This window comes from Cytophaga aurantiaca DSM 3654 (assembly GCF_000379725.1).
Classification (GTDB): domain Bacteria; phylum Bacteroidota; class Bacteroidia; order Cytophagales; family Cytophagaceae; genus Cytophaga; species Cytophaga aurantiaca.
Genome location: NZ_KB903624.1, coordinates 58,009 through 73,153 on the forward strand (window position 1 = coordinate 58,009; position 15,145 = coordinate 73,153).

18 protein-coding genes are annotated in these 15,145 nt (G+C 36.4%); 11 read left to right on the top strand and 7 right to left on the bottom strand.

Features of this window, described 5'->3' with window-relative positions; translation table 11 throughout:
* Nucleotides 1-18 precede the first annotated feature (18 nt).
* The 4 genes from A3EE_RS0104475 to A3EE_RS0104490 form a co-directional block, all read right to left on the bottom strand.
* Nucleotides 19-1,893: a c-type cytochrome gene (locus tag A3EE_RS0104475; RefSeq protein ID WP_018342242.1), complete on the bottom strand. Its 1,875-nt coding sequence runs from the start codon at nucleotides 1,891-1,893 to the stop codon at nucleotides 19-21.
* A 4-nt stretch (nucleotides 1,894-1,897) separates the two neighbouring features.
* A complete protein-coding gene (locus A3EE_RS0104480; RefSeq protein ID WP_018342243.1) occupies nucleotides 1,898-2,473 on the bottom strand; it encodes an RNA polymerase sigma factor in 576 nt (191 codons plus the stop codon).
* Between the two features lie 292 nt (nucleotides 2,474-2,765).
* Entirely contained in the window at nucleotides 2,766-3,503 is a 738-nt protein-coding gene (locus tag A3EE_RS0104485) for a LytR/AlgR family response regulator transcription factor (protein WP_018342244.1), read from the bottom strand.
* Nucleotides 3,504-3,580: 77 nt separating this feature from the next.
* Nucleotides 3,581-4,624, bottom strand: a complete 1,044-nt coding sequence (locus tag A3EE_RS0104490; RefSeq protein WP_018342245.1) for a sensor histidine kinase — start codon at nucleotides 4,622-4,624, stop codon at nucleotides 3,581-3,583.
* Between the two features lie 297 nt (nucleotides 4,625-4,921).
* Here A3EE_RS0104490 and A3EE_RS0104495 point away from each other — a divergent pair, with 297 nt between their 5' ends.
* From A3EE_RS0104495 to creD, 5 genes are read left to right on the top strand one after another with little or no spacing between them, the layout of a single operon-like run.
* Nucleotides 4,922-5,560 (top strand): hypothetical protein, encoded by a 639-nt coding sequence (locus tag A3EE_RS0104495; RefSeq protein WP_245553802.1) that lies wholly within the window; start codon nucleotides 4,922-4,924, stop codon nucleotides 5,558-5,560.
* The gene (locus tag A3EE_RS0104500; protein WP_026209594.1) at nucleotides 5,557-5,856 is read left to right on the top strand and encodes a winged helix-turn-helix domain-containing protein; all 300 of its coding nucleotides are present in this window, start codon (nucleotides 5,557-5,559) and stop codon (nucleotides 5,854-5,856) included. The genes A3EE_RS0104495 and A3EE_RS0104500 overlap by 4 nt, the downstream gene beginning before the upstream one ends.
* A 48-nt stretch (nucleotides 5,857-5,904) precedes the next feature.
* A complete protein-coding gene (locus A3EE_RS19990; protein WP_018342248.1) occupies nucleotides 5,905-6,534 on the top strand; it encodes a DUF1361 domain-containing protein in 630 nt (209 codons plus the stop codon).
* Nucleotides 6,509-6,892, top strand: a complete 384-nt coding sequence (locus A3EE_RS0104510; protein WP_018342249.1) for a diacylglycerol kinase family protein — start codon at nucleotides 6,509-6,511, stop codon at nucleotides 6,890-6,892. Before A3EE_RS19990 ends, A3EE_RS0104510 begins: the two co-directional genes overlap by 26 nt.
* Entirely contained in the window at nucleotides 6,889-8,247 is a 1,359-nt protein-coding gene (gene creD, locus A3EE_RS0104515) for a cell envelope integrity protein CreD (protein ID WP_018342250.1), read from the top strand. The genes A3EE_RS0104510 and creD overlap by 4 nt, the downstream gene beginning before the upstream one ends.
* A gap of 59 nt (nucleotides 8,248-8,306) precedes the next feature.
* Here the strand turns inward: creD and A3EE_RS19995 are convergent, their stop codons facing one another.
* The gene (locus A3EE_RS19995; protein ID WP_018342251.1) at nucleotides 8,307-9,185 is read right to left on the bottom strand and encodes a DUF2167 domain-containing protein; all 879 of its coding nucleotides are present in this window, start codon (nucleotides 9,183-9,185) and stop codon (nucleotides 8,307-8,309) included.
* Nucleotides 9,186-9,435: 250 nt separating this feature from the next.
* Here A3EE_RS19995 and A3EE_RS0104525 point away from each other — a divergent pair, with 250 nt between their 5' ends.
* Both A3EE_RS0104525 and A3EE_RS0104530 read left to right on the top strand, forming a co-directional pair.
* Nucleotides 9,436-9,903 carry a nuclear transport factor 2 family protein gene (locus tag A3EE_RS0104525; protein WP_018342252.1) on the top strand — a complete coding sequence of 156 codons (468 nt, stop codon included), beginning with the start codon at nucleotides 9,436-9,438 and terminating at the stop codon, nucleotides 9,901-9,903.
* Nucleotides 9,904-9,908: 5 nt separating this feature from the next.
* Nucleotides 9,909-10,556, top strand: coding sequence for a hypothetical protein (locus A3EE_RS0104530; protein ID WP_018342253.1), 648 nt, complete (start codon nucleotides 9,909-9,911; stop codon nucleotides 10,554-10,556).
* A gap of 6 nt (nucleotides 10,557-10,562) precedes the next feature.
* Here A3EE_RS0104530 and ung read toward each other — a convergent pair whose 3' ends face one another.
* Nucleotides 10,563-11,231, bottom strand: a complete 669-nt coding sequence (gene ung, locus A3EE_RS0104535; protein WP_018342254.1) for a uracil-DNA glycosylase — start codon at nucleotides 11,229-11,231, stop codon at nucleotides 10,563-10,565.
* An 82-nt stretch (nucleotides 11,232-11,313) separates the two neighbouring features.
* Here ung and apaG point away from each other — a divergent pair, with 82 nt between their 5' ends.
* Nucleotides 11,314-11,700: a Co2+/Mg2+ efflux protein ApaG gene (apaG, locus tag A3EE_RS0104540; RefSeq protein WP_018342255.1), complete on the top strand. Its 387-nt coding sequence runs from the start codon at nucleotides 11,314-11,316 to the stop codon at nucleotides 11,698-11,700.
* Nucleotides 11,697-12,488: an O-methyltransferase gene (locus A3EE_RS0104545; RefSeq protein WP_018342256.1), complete on the top strand. Its 792-nt coding sequence runs from the start codon at nucleotides 11,697-11,699 to the stop codon at nucleotides 12,486-12,488. Before apaG ends, A3EE_RS0104545 begins: the two co-directional genes overlap by 4 nt.
* A gap of 81 nt (nucleotides 12,489-12,569) precedes the next feature.
* Here A3EE_RS0104545 and kdsA read toward each other — a convergent pair whose 3' ends face one another.
* Nucleotides 12,570-13,382, bottom strand: coding sequence for a 3-deoxy-8-phosphooctulonate synthase (gene kdsA, locus A3EE_RS0104550; RefSeq protein WP_018342257.1), 813 nt, complete (start codon nucleotides 13,380-13,382; stop codon nucleotides 12,570-12,572).
* Nucleotides 13,383-13,641: 259 nt separating this feature from the next.
* Between kdsA and A3EE_RS0104555 the strand changes: the two genes are divergently transcribed.
* Together A3EE_RS0104555 and rpsF are read left to right on the top strand one after the other, a co-directional pair.
* Nucleotides 13,642-14,577 (top strand): hypothetical protein, encoded by a 936-nt coding sequence (locus tag A3EE_RS0104555; RefSeq protein ID WP_018342258.1) that lies wholly within the window; start codon nucleotides 13,642-13,644, stop codon nucleotides 14,575-14,577.
* Between the two features lie 201 nt (nucleotides 14,578-14,778).
* A complete protein-coding gene (gene rpsF / locus A3EE_RS0104560; protein ID WP_018342259.1) occupies nucleotides 14,779-15,144 on the top strand; it encodes a 30S ribosomal protein S6 in 366 nt (121 codons plus the stop codon).
* Nucleotide 15,145 lies beyond the last annotated feature (1 nt).

A 15,145-nucleotide genomic window follows, 5' to 3' on the forward strand; every position in this document is an offset into this window, starting at 1 on the left:
ATTTGAACTTCAGCAATACTACATCGCCCAAATACAGCCACAATCACAATCTTTCGGTGCCGTTTTTTTCGCCTCTTTGATCTTCTCTTCCAGCGCATCCAGATCGGAATCGATCTTACGGATCTTTGCAGCATTTTTTGAATCCTTCGCCTGCACCGACATGCTTTCGGTTTGCAACAGCTCTTTTATTTTCTTATTGAATATTTCTTTCGAAATTACAATTGGCTCTAAGCGTATGTTATTCAATGTATCGATCACAAACGTAGCTGCTGCATACAATAACTGTCTGTTCTTTTCACCAACTAAATACACATGTGCTGTTTTTCCTTGCGGCAAGTTTATATTACCATTGTCTTCATAGAAACCATACACATCTTTCTTATCTTTTAACAAACCTCCTGCACCGTATACTTTAGTATCGGGTAATATCAGATAGATCTGGAATTGTTTAGCGAACGAATCTGCAACATGAACAAAAAGTTTTGACGCTGCAACGCCCGGAATATTTTTTGTAAGCATATCAATATTATGCCAGCCAAAGGCACTGACCTCAACCTGATAATATTCGGCTTGCTTGGTAACAGAGTACACATATGACTTACGATCATCATTGCTGATCCTTGCAGCATTGCTTGGCATCTGTAATACCTGCATCGATTGATTTACCACTTTCACAAACGGACCATTATCTACAATTTTATCCGCACGTTTATTTTGCAATTTATATTTCTGTTCATACAATTTTGACATCAATGCTTTATACGTTTTACATTTTTGAAAATTGATATACAATTCATCTTTGGGATACGGAAGTTTCAAACGTTTGCTTTCATCGTTACAATAATTAGCAAGTGCTTTAATTTCTTTCTCTGAAAGAGTTGGAAATGCTGTCATTACAGCTTTACTATTAGCATTAAATAGGCATACTGCATATTCATCGTTGGAATAATCTACGCCAGATTCTTCAGCCGTTGCAGCTGCATAATCTTGACCGGATTTTTGTTTGTATACAACGTTTGTTGAAATACTATCATATTCAACATATGCAACTTCTTCGCTTGTCCCCCCACACGCTTGTGCGATCATTAAAGAACTGTTTCTAACATATCTTTTAAGCCAATCAAAATCCCTACGCTTTCCAATATAAGCCAGATCAGGACCAACAGATTCCTTACCAAGTGTATGACAGCTTTTACAATTTTCCTTAAACAAGATTTCTCCTCTCGAAACAATTTTAGCTGTATCTTTTTTCAATGCTACTGGCTCCTGCCAATCTATCTTGCCTAAAGGTGTTGTTCCACCTTTATATAATTTCATCTTCGAATCTACTTCATCTGTCGGAACATCTATAAATAAAGGTTTAGCGATCTTTACATGTGCGCTATCCTTTGCCTGTATATAAAACATACCGCCACTGCTTAATAATTCTTTACCCGACTTGGTAGTCAAGCCTGCACGGATCATATCTTCCATGTTATAGGCTTCTTTTACCAGCAGCACAACAGCTGCATTGGTCGACACCAACGAACCTGCAGCTATTTTTATAACCGCACCTTCCGCTGTTTCTAAAATCGTATCCCGATCGATCTGCACAACAAACTCCTGCGTCTTCAATGAATCAATTGAGCCTATTTCTTTCGCAGTAGAGATCTGTGCATACCCATCATTTTCATGCGCTTTTGTTTCACGTACTTTCTTCTCCAGCTGCGAAACCGTATACACAACAACGGTTGCAAACAGCATAACAAGAATACTGTTCAGAAAGATTTTTGTTTTATAAAATGGTTTGCTGTATGACATCACTTTTGCTAAAATGTTTTCAAAATTTCGCTTCGAATCAATTTCTTCTTTTGATACCTTCGCGCGATCGATATTTATTTTAATCTTTTTCATCTTCTTATCGAATGGATAAAATACATTTTTTCAACTTTTCCAGAATGCGGTATACTTTTACCTTCGCATTGTTCTCTGTCATTTCAAGTATTTGCCCCATCTCTTTAAAGGCACGACTTTCAAAAAAGCGCATCTCGATCAGCTGTACATCTGCATCTGCCAATTGACTCATACAAATGGTTAAACTTTTTTCTTTTTGAATGGATGTTTCATCTGCTTCAGTTTCCTGCAGTAGTTCTTTCAATCCTTCCACATCCACATTTACGGTACGATGTACCTTATTTTTTTCGATGGCTTTGTATACTTCGCTTTTAGCAATACGATACAGCCAGGAAGAAAACGGTACTCCTTTAAATGTATAACGGGAAAGATTAATGAGTGCTTTTACAAACACCTGCTGTGCGATATCAAAGGCAGCCTCTTTATCGTCGCTGCGTTGGTAGATGTAGCGAAAAATAGGTTCATGGTATTTTTCATACAAGGGACGAAAAGCCGCTGGATCTTTTTTAGAAGCTTCAATAACCAGAAGCTCCTGTTCCATGGTTTCCACAGATACATGATACGGGGACAAAGGAATCATAGTTTATTGCTTTATTCGTACCTATAACCGGGAAGATTAAAAAAGATACACGCAAAGATGAACTATTTTAAAAAGATTTAAAAATGGGTTACAAAAATTCATTTAAGCACGAAAACTATAAGAATTCGTACAAAATTTTATCGAATATATGAGTTAATAAATCCTTATAGGTTTAATCTAATAATACCGTCCAATAAATTAATTGGACGGAAATGAAAGCCGAGCATATGTAAATATTATTTCCGCCTAGCTTTTATTGCCGTTGGCTTTAGCCAAGGGTCGTAAAGAATCCTTAGTCCAACGAATTACGCCCAACAAAATCCTGAAATTTCTGTTTGAACTGATCCGCAACAGGAATATACTGTTTGTTGATGATTGCCTGACTGCGTTCAATCGCTTCTATTTTATCCAATGCAATAATAAAGGAACGATGCACCCGCATAAATTTATTTACAGGAAGTTCTTCTTCCAGCTTTTTCAAACTACTATGCGTAAGTATAGGTCTGTCTTCTTTTACAAGCCAGATCTTCACATAATCTTTTAAGCCTTCGATGTACAAAATATCATTCAGCTTTATTTTTAACTGCTTGTAATCTGAGCGGATAAAAATGTAATCTATTTCTTCTTTAGAAAAAGATGCTTGCGACGCATTCGCAACAAGATCAAACCATTCTTTTGCTTTTACTGCAGCATTATAAAATTCTTCAAAATTATAGGGCTTCAATAAATAATCTAAGGCATCCACTTTAAATCCTTCTAACGCATAATTATCAAATGCAGTAGTAAAAACAACACGTGTATTTTTTGAAAGGGTACGCGATAACTCAACTCCATTAAGCTCCGGCATTTGAATATCCAGAAATACAACATCGATTTTTTCTTCGTGAATTTTTTCCAGAGCCTGAAACGCATTGCTGCACTTTCCTTTCAATTCTAAAAAAGGAATTTTAGCTACATAATCTTCCATCAGACTCAAAGCCATAGGCTCATCGTCGACAATCAAACACGCAATTTTATTCGTTGCAGTCATGGCTAAGCATATATTTGATTAAATAGTTTTCATTCGTCGGACCACAAAAAAGTGGTCTGACGAATGACCGTAACATTTTAAACCTCTTCTTTTTTATATGCGATCCGTAAGGTAGCAACATAAACTCCATCAACAACGGATGAATAGAGCAGATAAGAACCCGGATAGATCAGATCCAATCGTTTTTTCAGATTAACCAGACCAATACCCGATCCGCTCCTATCTGTTGTATCTTTCGGAAGATGGATATTTTTTGTCGTAAATAATATCTGTCGCTCATCTATTACCATATTAAAAGTAATTTCTGATTTTTGAGAAGCCGATACACCATGTTTAAATGCATTTTCGATCAATGATATAAACAGCAAAGGCGATACTTGAATCGTTTTATCAGGGTCCGGGAAAGAAGCATGTATAACGGTATTGTCCGATGTACGCAACTGCATCAGTTCAATATATTTTTTCATAAAGTCGATCTCTTTGGATAAAGACACATGTTCTGCATTTGTTTCATACAACAAGTAACGCATCAATTTGCCCAGACTATGTACTACTTCTTTCGCTTTGTCCGGATAGCGGTCAATCAGCGAGTAAATATTATTCAGTGAATTGAAAAAGAAATGCGGCTGCAATTGATATTTCAAATGCTGAAGTTCAGAAATTAACTTTTCATTGATGGCTAAGCGATGCTTATCTTCTGAAAGTGCCCATCGCTCGTAAGTTCTTAGTCCTATTGAAAAAAGAATCGGTATAAGCATAGAAACCATATCCAGGTATACATGCAATCGCAGAGGAGATCTCTTCGATGTTATCGAAGGAGCCTCAAAGAAAAAATGTCTTACATTGAAATTCACATACACAAAGAAAACGATCATCAATAAATTACCGATGATATAATATGCTTTATGATTCTTAAACCAGAAGCGATCGATCAGAAAAAAATAATTGATATAAAAAATAATGGTATAATAGATCAATGGAACGGTTGAGCATTTCAGCGTGCGCTCCAGATTAAAATCTGTACCCGCAGACAATACATAAGGCAAAGAAAACAAAACCAACCAAACCAATATGTGGGTTGCAATTGAAATTCCTTTTTTATTATTTTTTTCTAAATCCATAGGACGATTAACAATATTCGCCGGACCACAAAAGCGATCCGACGAATTTGATACTACTATATATTAAATTAACTGTATTGAATTAAGTCAAAATAACACGGTTAAAAAAACACATTCTATTACGACCCTTAAATTATAGACCAAAACCATTATTTTATAGATGAATAAAATTGCTTATGCCCTACCTGATGGTTTTAAATATGTTCAAATAAAGCAGATTTGGCCATAAAAAACTTTTTCAAAATATATTTGGAATATACATTTCAATCCACTTACTTTGAATTACAAAGTCCTTTAATGATGACAGATATCGATAAACAACTTTCCGATTTGAAGCAGATCCGTCAATTGATGGAACGTTCTTCAAAATTTATTTCATTGAGTGGCCTATCCGGCATTTCAGCAGGCGTGATCGCACTCATCGGAGCTGCTATAGCACGCTGGCGGATTAATGCTGTATTAGATGTGAACAATGTTGTGAGCTACAGAGCAATCCCCAGCTTCGATGCTTTATACAAGCTTATGTTCGAACTTTTTGCTTTAGGTGCACTAACCTTCCTACTGGCAGTTGCATTTGCGTATTTCTTTACAAACAGAAAAGCCAGAGCCGAAGGCCAGTCGCTTTTTGATGCCATCAGTATTCGCTTGTTGGTAAATTTAGCGATACCTCTTTTGACAGGCGGCGTATTCTGCTTGTATCTTGTGCAGGAAAATATTAGTTTAGTTGCACCGGCAATGCTTATCTTCTACGGATTGGCGCTTGTAAATGGCAGTAAGTATACGGTAGATCATATACGCTATCTGGGTATAGCTGAAATTGTATTGGGCGTAATTGCCTGCCAGTTCCCAAGCAATGGCTTACTGCTTTGGGCAATGGGATTTGGTGTGTTCCATATTATTTACGGAGCAGTGATGTATTATAAATTAGAACGTTGAAAAACTACATAGCACATTTAAATAAAGCTTTTGAAAACCGCCTTCGCTTGGGGATCATGTCTGTATTGATCACAAATGACTGGGTGGAATTTAATACCCTGAAAGAACTTCTCGACGCAACCGATGGAAATCTGGCAAGTCACATTACTGCCCTTGAAAAAACAGGTTATCTGGAAGTACGAAAAGCATTTATTGGTAAAAAACCCAATACCTCTTTTCGCATCACCAAAGAAGGTAAAAAAGCGTTCAAAGAGCATATCGACGGGCTTGAACAGCTGATCAAAAAATCCATGTAATTTTTTTTATATATTAACTTTGAAATACAAAGTACTTTAACAATAACTATGAAGAAAAACTTATTAATTGTCTCAATGGCATGTCTCCTGCTGGAGCTGGGCCGTATCGTTTACTCCGGTTCCTTTGGATATATTTTCCTCGTTTGGAATCTGTTTCTGGCATTCATCCCCTACCTTATCGCAACACACATTCAACAACGAAAAACAACAGGCATACCGCTTATAGTGTTGTCCTTATTGTGGTTGCTCTTCTTACCAAATGCCTTATACATCATTACAGATTTAAAACATTTGAAAGTCCGTCCTCCCGTACCGGAATGGTTTGACTGTTTATTACTTTTCTGCTTTTCAACTCTTGCCCTGCTCTATGGTTTGTTTTCATTTTATATAATGAATCAGGTGGTGAAAAAATATGCATCGGGCTTCATGCATCAGTTCACCTTGACTGCAGTATCTATGCTTGTTGGCTTTGGTGTATACTTAGGTAGAGAAGAACGCTGGAACAGCTGGGATCTTTTTACCAATCCATTCTCTCTCTTATCTGAATGTTTCACCCTCATCACCATACCTCAGGTCTGGATTTTCAGCTGTTGCTATGGATTTGCTTTCCTTGGCATGTACCATTTGATCTCCTCTCTTATTCACCACAATCATGAAACACACAAACAACTTACTTAAGGGATTTACACATGCGTATAGTGGTTTCACCTACGCATGCAGAGAACGTAATGTAAGGTTTCATCTTGCAGCAACTATATGTGTGTTAATCGCTGCTTCTATGCTACCGCTCTCTCCGATAGAATGGGCGTTCATTCTATCTGCCATTGCATTCGTTCTGGTTGCTGAGTTTCTGAATACCAGCATCGAAATGCTCTGCGATGTAATCACAAGGGATTATTCTATCCCGATAAAAAAGATAAAAGACATTGCAGCGGCCAGTGTCCTGCTTAGCGCACTGTATGCTTTGGCCATAGCATTTCTTATTCTTTACCCTAAACTGTTAAACCTATATCTATCTAACCTTTTATACATATGATCACAAATTTTAATACCTGGGCCCGTACTTCCATCACACTAAAGATGGTCATCATAGGCATTCTTATTTTAGTTTTATTGATACCAACCAATATGGTTGAAAACCTGATTCGCGAGCGGGAATATATACGTGATGAAGCTGTAAAAGAAGTTGCAGCAAAATGGGGGCTAGATCAGACAATAGGTACACCTGTTATCTCTATACCCTATTATACGCAAGGAATTGACGCCAACGGTCACAAACAAACGTACATTCATTATGCTCACGTTCTGCCAAACGATATACAAATCGAAAGTAAAGTAACTCCCGAGAAAAAAAAGAGAGGTTTATATGAAATTGTTTTATACAACACACAAACAACTATAAAGGGTACTTTCAAATCTGAGATCGATAAGCTGCAGCAATTAACCAGCAACGGATTAAGACTGGATCAAGCACATATAGAATTGGGTATCTCAGATCTGAAAGGTTTAAAAGATATTGTTTCTTTTAATATGGACGGAATGGATACCATCGAGTTCAATCCCGGCATACCGAATAACGATATTTATTATTCGGGTATGAGCTTTCCGATCAATCTTACCGATAAAACAGAATTTGCTTTTGAATGTAAATTGAATCTGAACGGAAGCACTTCGCTGCATTTTCTGCCTTATGGAAAAAAGACATCCGTTGAATTGCACTCGTCGTGGGGCGATCCAAGCTTTGAAGGATATTTCTTACCCGACTCCAGCAAAATTACAGATACGTCAACGTATGCGAAATGGAAAATTTTACAGCTAAACAGAAATTATCCTCAGTACGGACTGGATGCTTTTATACGTACAAGTGAACAGGCTGCGGGCTTACAACAAGGTCAAAGTGATTCTTCGTTTGGTGTACGGTTAATACTGCCCGTTGACGAATATCAAAAAACAAACCGTTCAGCAAAATACTCGATCATGTTTATTTTACTCACCATCGTTTCTTTCTTCTTTGTTGAAATTATAAACAAAAAACGCGTACACCCGATCCAGTATCTGTTGATCGGCTTCGGAATTGTTTTATTCTATATTTTACTTCTTTCGATATCTGAGCATTTAAATTTTGATACCGCTTATTGGATCTCCTGTGTAGGTATTGTCTTGCTGATCAGTTTATACACACAGTCAATTTTCCGAAAATTAAAAATCACCTTCCTGATCTCCGCTATTCTTTTGATTCTGTATGTATTCTTTTATGCCTTGCTGCAATTACAAAACTACTCGTTGTTAATGGGCAGTGTTGGCTTGTTCATCATACTGGGCACCACAATGTATTTAACACGCAACATCGATTGGTATAAAGAAGAAAATCCGAAAGAACTTGTGGAATAAATATATAAAAGCCCCCTTTTCAAAATAGAAAAGGGGGCTTTTATATATTACCTTTTTGTTTATTCTTTGGTATACGTATTTTTCTCTCTTTTGCCCGTTATAAACTTCCAGATTGCACCGCCAAAAGCAACCAGTGCTAAACCTATGACTTTCCAAAATTTAATAAACAGTGCAAAAAAACCAACCTTTGCCAATATTTTTCCAGCAACCAATCCACCAACAGTCCATGCAGCAACTTCATCCACATCCGGATCAAAATCAAAATACGTACTCCCTTTTTTAAATGTTACACTCCCCAGCACATCATTAACGTGTGTATTCACTTCAGACAATTGATCAATTGTTGAAATGGCATTTAACATAAATACTCCTTTCCTTCCCAATATTCTTAAATTATAATTCAATGTATTAATTGAGTCCTGACCAAACTTCAATTCTTTCGCCCAATGCAATACTTTTTTATCCGCATCGTAATATGGATTCGCTGCCCATCCGATAAATTCTATAGGCTGATATCCCAACCGAACACGTTCTGGATTTCCATCCTGTGTTTCCTGTTGTTGTTCTTTAAGCAAGTCATCGTAATTAATATCATCGGCATCTTCATCTTTTACATATCCCATGGGATCATAACTCACCGTATAGATCACACCGGTATATATTCCCTGATCCGAAACCAACATTCCTAAAATAGTACTGTCAGGTTCATTGTTCCAGATATCCGTCAATAAATAATTACTTTGTTCTTTCCCTAAAAATTTAAAACCTTTGGGTACTGTAATAGTGGCATCGCCTTCAGGCAATTCAATAACGCCTGTTTTATATTGCAGGGAACTTTCAATCTGTTCCATTATAATTTGTGAACTATCCACTAACTGGGCTTGAGTAGTATATACTACCAGGATCATGGCAACAATGCTTAAAATTTTACTTTTCATATTTTAGGGGTTTTAATGAAAATATATATGTTGAATTCAAAAAGATTTCAAAAATATACATACAGCACACAATTAAGCCTTTTTTCAAAAGATAAAAAAATCCCGTTTAATTAATCTTTTTATCACAAATTCGGTCTAATAAGATTAATCTTCGTGGACTAAATGGATTATTAATTGTTTCTACTTTGATTTCATATTTATCTAAAGTAATTTATATAATCTTTCAGTCTATCATTAACTATTTTCAATTATGCTACATCAGGAACTTTTAGAACATTTTTATCATTCGTTCAAATCCAAAGATGCAGAAGGAATGATTTCGTGCTATCACGATCATATCGTATTTACTGATCCGGCATTTGGCACCTTAACGGGTGCTGAAGCGAAAAACATGTGGCGCATGCTGCTCGGACAAAACAGCTCATTAACGATTGATTATAATAATATTTCTGCAGATGCAAACACCGGCAGAGCACATTGGAAAGCTGAATATGTTTTTTCAAAAACAAAACGTCCGGTTGTAAATAAAGTTACTTCCACATTCGAATTTAAAGACGGAAAAATTATCCGTCAGATAGACATGTTCGACCTTAATCTATGGGCAAAGCAGGCATTGGGCTACCGTGCTTCTATCCTGAACTTCTTTGGCATTTTACCTACTTCGATTAAACGAAAAGCAAAAGAATCATTGCAGAGATTTAGTGAGAAGAATAAATAAGTTAGATGACACTTTATTTTATAAGTGGTTTAGGTGCAGACAAACGTATATTTGAAAAAATAACGATTTCAAACACATACAAGATCGTTTATCTGGATTGGATTATTCCGCTAAAAAACGAAACGCTGCAAGAATATGCTCTGCGATTTTCATCAAAAATAAATACAACTGAACCTTTCTGTATCATAGGCCTGTCCTTTGGAGGCATTCTATCCATTGAGCTTTCTAAAATTTTATCCGCTGAAAAAATAATTCTTATTTCCAGCATATCCTCACAAACAGAACGTCCCTGGTATTTTAAGATTTTAAACATAGTACCGATCCACAAATTCATCCCTAAACGTTTTCTACAAATAAAAATTCCTTTTGTATACAAACATATGGGTGTTACAAACAGTGAAGAACAATCTTTATTTTATTCAATGCTTGTTGATACAAACATTACCTTTTTCAGATGGGCTGTAACATCTATTATAAATTGGAAACAAACAGAAACGATAAAAAATTTATACCACATTCATGGCTCTACAGATCAAATGTTTCCGATCCGATATACGAATCCTACATACATTGTTCCAAACGGAAAACATATAATGGTATATACTCAGTCCAAAAAAATTTCAGAGATTCTATCTGAAATCATTCGCCATTAATACCTTCTACCATTCAATTTCTTTTTTACCAACCGATTTCAAATACGCATTTGTTTTGCTAAAATGTTTATTTCCTAAAAATCCATTATACGCAGAGAATGGCGATGGATGCGCGGATTGAAGCACACAGTGTTTTTTTGTATCTATGATCTGTCCTTTTTTCTGCGCATACGCTCCCCACAAAACAAACACCACATGTTCTTTTTCATCAGATACTTTCTGGATCACTGCATCTGTAAACGTTTCCCAGCCTTTCTTTTGATGTGAACCTGCTGCATTTGCCTGAACGGTTAGCGTTGCATTTAATAATAATACGCCTTGCTTTGCCCAACGCTCTAAATTGCCGGATCTAGGGGCAGGCTTCCCAAGATCGGATTCTATTTCTTTAAATATATTTTTTAAAGATGGTGGCTGAGAAACACCGTCATTTACTGAAAAACACAATCCATGTGCCTGTCCTGCTCCATGATAGGGATCCTGTCCGATAATCACCACTCGAACCTGATCAAACGGGCATTCATCAAAGGCTTTAAAAATATCCTTACCTGCAGGGTAAATCACTTTTGTTTTATATTCTTCACGAACAAAAGTGATTAGCTCCTTAAAATATTCCTTTTGAAATTCATCCTGCAATTTATTTTTCCAGGACGATTCAATTTTAATATCTTCAGACATAATTTAGATTTGGTGTGGTTATTTAGAAAACTATCGGTAAATTTAACTGTTATCAATCAAACTACTAGAATTCTTTATCAGAATGATATCAAAAATTACAGAAGGCGTACGAGTTAGCATCGAAACAAATTACCAGCAGGAATATTCAAGTCCTATGCAGGGCCATTATGTATTTACGTATCGCATCAATATTGAGAATTATGGTGAACATACCATTCGTTTGCTGCGAAGACATTGGTTCATACACGATGCAAACGGCGTAGTACGCGAAGTTGAAGGCGAAGGTGTTGTTGGTCAGCAACCGACACTTGAGCCCGGTACTTCTCATGAATACGTATCGGGATGCAATCTGCAAACCGAAATGGGTAAAATGCGTGGCACCTATTTAATGGAACGCATTGTTGATGGCAAACAATTTTCAGTTATTATTCCGGAATTTACACTCATTGCTCCATTCAAATTGAATTGAAACTTTTCTCTCTTTTATATCGCTTTTTTGAATTTGTAAAACACTACATCGTTGGCCACAACGAGCATGGATTGCATTCTCCTTTTGTATATCAGCTGTATACAACAACCATTCAAAATCATGGTTTTCCGAATTATGAGCAATTAGAACAACATTATTTTGAACTCATCAGTGACCACCACCTGATCACCAATAAAAATCCCGGAGCAGGTACAAGTCTGCATAAAAATATTCGCGTACCGATCAAACGACTTGCAAAGCATTCCATTAAATCGCTACCATGGCGACAATTGATCTGCAGACTGGTTGATGAACGTACACCTCAAATTGTTGTTGAGTTGGGAACCAGCTTCGGCATTACCACTGCGTATATTGCTGCAACCTGTCCCAATGCTAAAATATATACATTCGAAGCAAATTCTTCGCTGATCGAATTATCCAGAGAATTCTTCAAATTAGCAGGGCTTACCAATATTGAAATTATTGAAGGAGATATTGATGAAACGCTGCCTGCATTTTTAAAGCAGCATCCACAGATCGATGTTGCCTACATTGATGCAAACCATCGCTTTGAACCAACGATCAACTATGTTGAACAGCTTATGGAATGTGTTACATGGAAAGGATTAATCATCATGGATGACATTTACTGGTCGTACCCAATGACGAAAGCCTGGGAAGTATTGTCGTCGAAAAAAGCGGTAACGGTAAGTATAGATCTATGGCAGATTGGATTGCTGTACTTCCATACCGGACAGGAGAAAGAAAATTTCAAGCTACGTTTTTAAAAAGTTTTAAGTAATATGTTTTAAGTTTTAAGAACAGCATCTACGTGCATTTCTTAAAACTTAAAACATAAAACGTATTACTTACAATATTGCTTCTCTAATTCTTACCAATCTCGCCAGCACTGCTTCCAGATTATCCAGTGCAATCATGTTTGCACCATCTGATAAGGCCTTCGCAGGATTTGGGTGTGTTTCCATAAACAAGCCATCTGCCCCTACTGCAATCGCTGCTTTTGCAATCGTTTCGATCAAAGCAGGTTTACCGCCTGTTACGCCCGATGATTGATTCGGCTGTTGAAGTGAATGTGTACAGTCCATTACAACCGGAACATCAAATGCTTTCATTTCAACAATGTTTCTGTAATCTACCACAAGATCGCTGTAGCCGAATGAGTTTCCTCTATCGGTAAGCATCACGTTATTATTACCGGCAGCTTTAATTTTTTCTACCGCAAACTGCATCGATTGTCCGGATAAGAACTGTCCTTTCTTAACACTAACTACCTTACCTGTTTGCGCTGCTGCAACCAACAATTCTGTTTGGCGGCATAAAAATGCCGGAATCTGCAATACATCAACGTAAGCAGCCGCCATAGCAGCTTCATGCGATTCATGTATATCTGTAATCGTTGGAATACTAAAAGACTTTCCGACTTCTTCCAGAATTTTCAATGCCTTTTCATCACCGATGCCTGTGAACGAATCCACTTTTGTACGGTTTGCTTTACGGTATGATCCTTTAAATACCAAGGGAATCTTATATTTATCGGTCATGGCGATCAGCTTCTCTGCTATTTCGAAGCAGATATCTCTGCCTTCAACAACACATGGACCAGCTATAAGAAAAAAGTTTTTGGAATCTGAATGATGTATTTTAGGAATTATGATATTCATGTTTGTTGGAATATTAAATAATAAAGGAACTCAAAGTTAAAGCTAGATTTCTGTAATTCATAATCTGTTCAATTGCACCTTGGAATAAACAAAAGAACCTTATGACGCAAATCAAAGCTTATTTAAGAAAAACCATTTAACACATTCTTAGTACAGTACAGGCAATAAATCCAAAAATATGTACTTAATCTGTTTAAAAATTGGATTTAAAAGAAGATTTGGTATTTTTACAGTCAAACTTTTCAAAAACGCATCTTTTATGAGTCAGGAAAAAAAACAAGTTGTTAAAGAAGAAAAGAACAACAATAAAGTATGGATTGTTGTTTTAGCCGTTGTATTACTTGCTGTTAATGGTATTCAAGGGTTCTTTAATTACAAACAAAACGATGAAATCAAGCAGCAGGCAGTTACGATACAAGAAGGAAATGCTCAACGCGATAGTTTAACCACTGCTTTAACTGCTAAAATTGAAGAGTTAAAGACAATCAGTGCTCAACTTGCAGAAGCTGGTGGAAAAAATGAAGCATTAGAAGCTCAGATTCAAGAACTTGAATCAATAAAAGTAAAATTGCAGAAAGATGCTAATTACTACAGAAGCAAATACAACAGCGTTCAGGGTGAAATTGCAAATGCAAATAAGTTAAAGGACGAAGCAGAAGCTAAAGTTGCTGCATTAAATATTCAATTAACTCAGAAAGATTCAACATTGAATATCAAAAATGCTGAAATTGTTCAAAAAACTCAGGTAATCTCTACATTAGAAGAAGAAAAAGGTGCTTTAGCACAAAAAGTAGCTATTGCTTCTGTTTTAAAAGCTGAAAACATCAAAGTAATTTCAGTAAGTTCTAAAGGAAAAGAAAAAATTGACGATGCATATAAAGGCAAGTCACTTGGTCAGATCAAGATCTTATTCACGGTTGCTGAGAACAAAATCGCTCCTAAAAACACAAAAGAATTGTTTATCCGTATCGTTGAACCGGATGGTGCTACTATTACAGGTTCATCTAACGGTGAGTTCAAATACAATACACAAACATTGTTCTACACAACAAAAACAAGCATTTTATACAATGGCTTGATTTCTCCTGTAACTGTTTCTTATACAAAAGAAGGTGCATGGAAAGTTGGAAAGCATACAATCGAAGTATATTGTGAAGGTGCATTAATCGGTACCGGAACATTTGTTATTAGCTAATCATTGTCGTTAGACACACAAAAAGCCCTTTAATTAACTTTAAAGGGCTTTTTTTATTCTTTTTTAGGTGTTCGGATTTATTGACTTTACTATCTGGAAATTACGAGTCTGGCTCTTATTAATCCATTTAACTTTTTTTGGTATTCAGGTTCAAATACCTTACCTTTGCAATCCTTATAAATTAATATATAACAATTAACTATGTCACTTAAACAGTACGAGACGGTATTCATTTTAACTCCCGTTTTATCTGATTCTCAGATGAAGGATGCCGCACAGAAGTTCAAGCAAGTGCTCGTGGATAACGGCGCTAAGATTGTGAACGAAGAAAGCTGGGGGTTGCGTAAGCTTGCTTACCCAATTCAAAAGAAAAACACTGGTTTCTACCACCTTGTTGAATTTGAAGCTAAAACTTCAATAATCAATACTCTTGAAACTGAGTATCGCAGAGATGAGCGTATCATGCGTTTTTTAACAACCGCATTGGATAAGCATGCTATTGCATACAACATCAAAAGAAAAAAAGGCGAATTCAAGAAATCTGAAAAAGTGGAGGAGAAAGCATAAT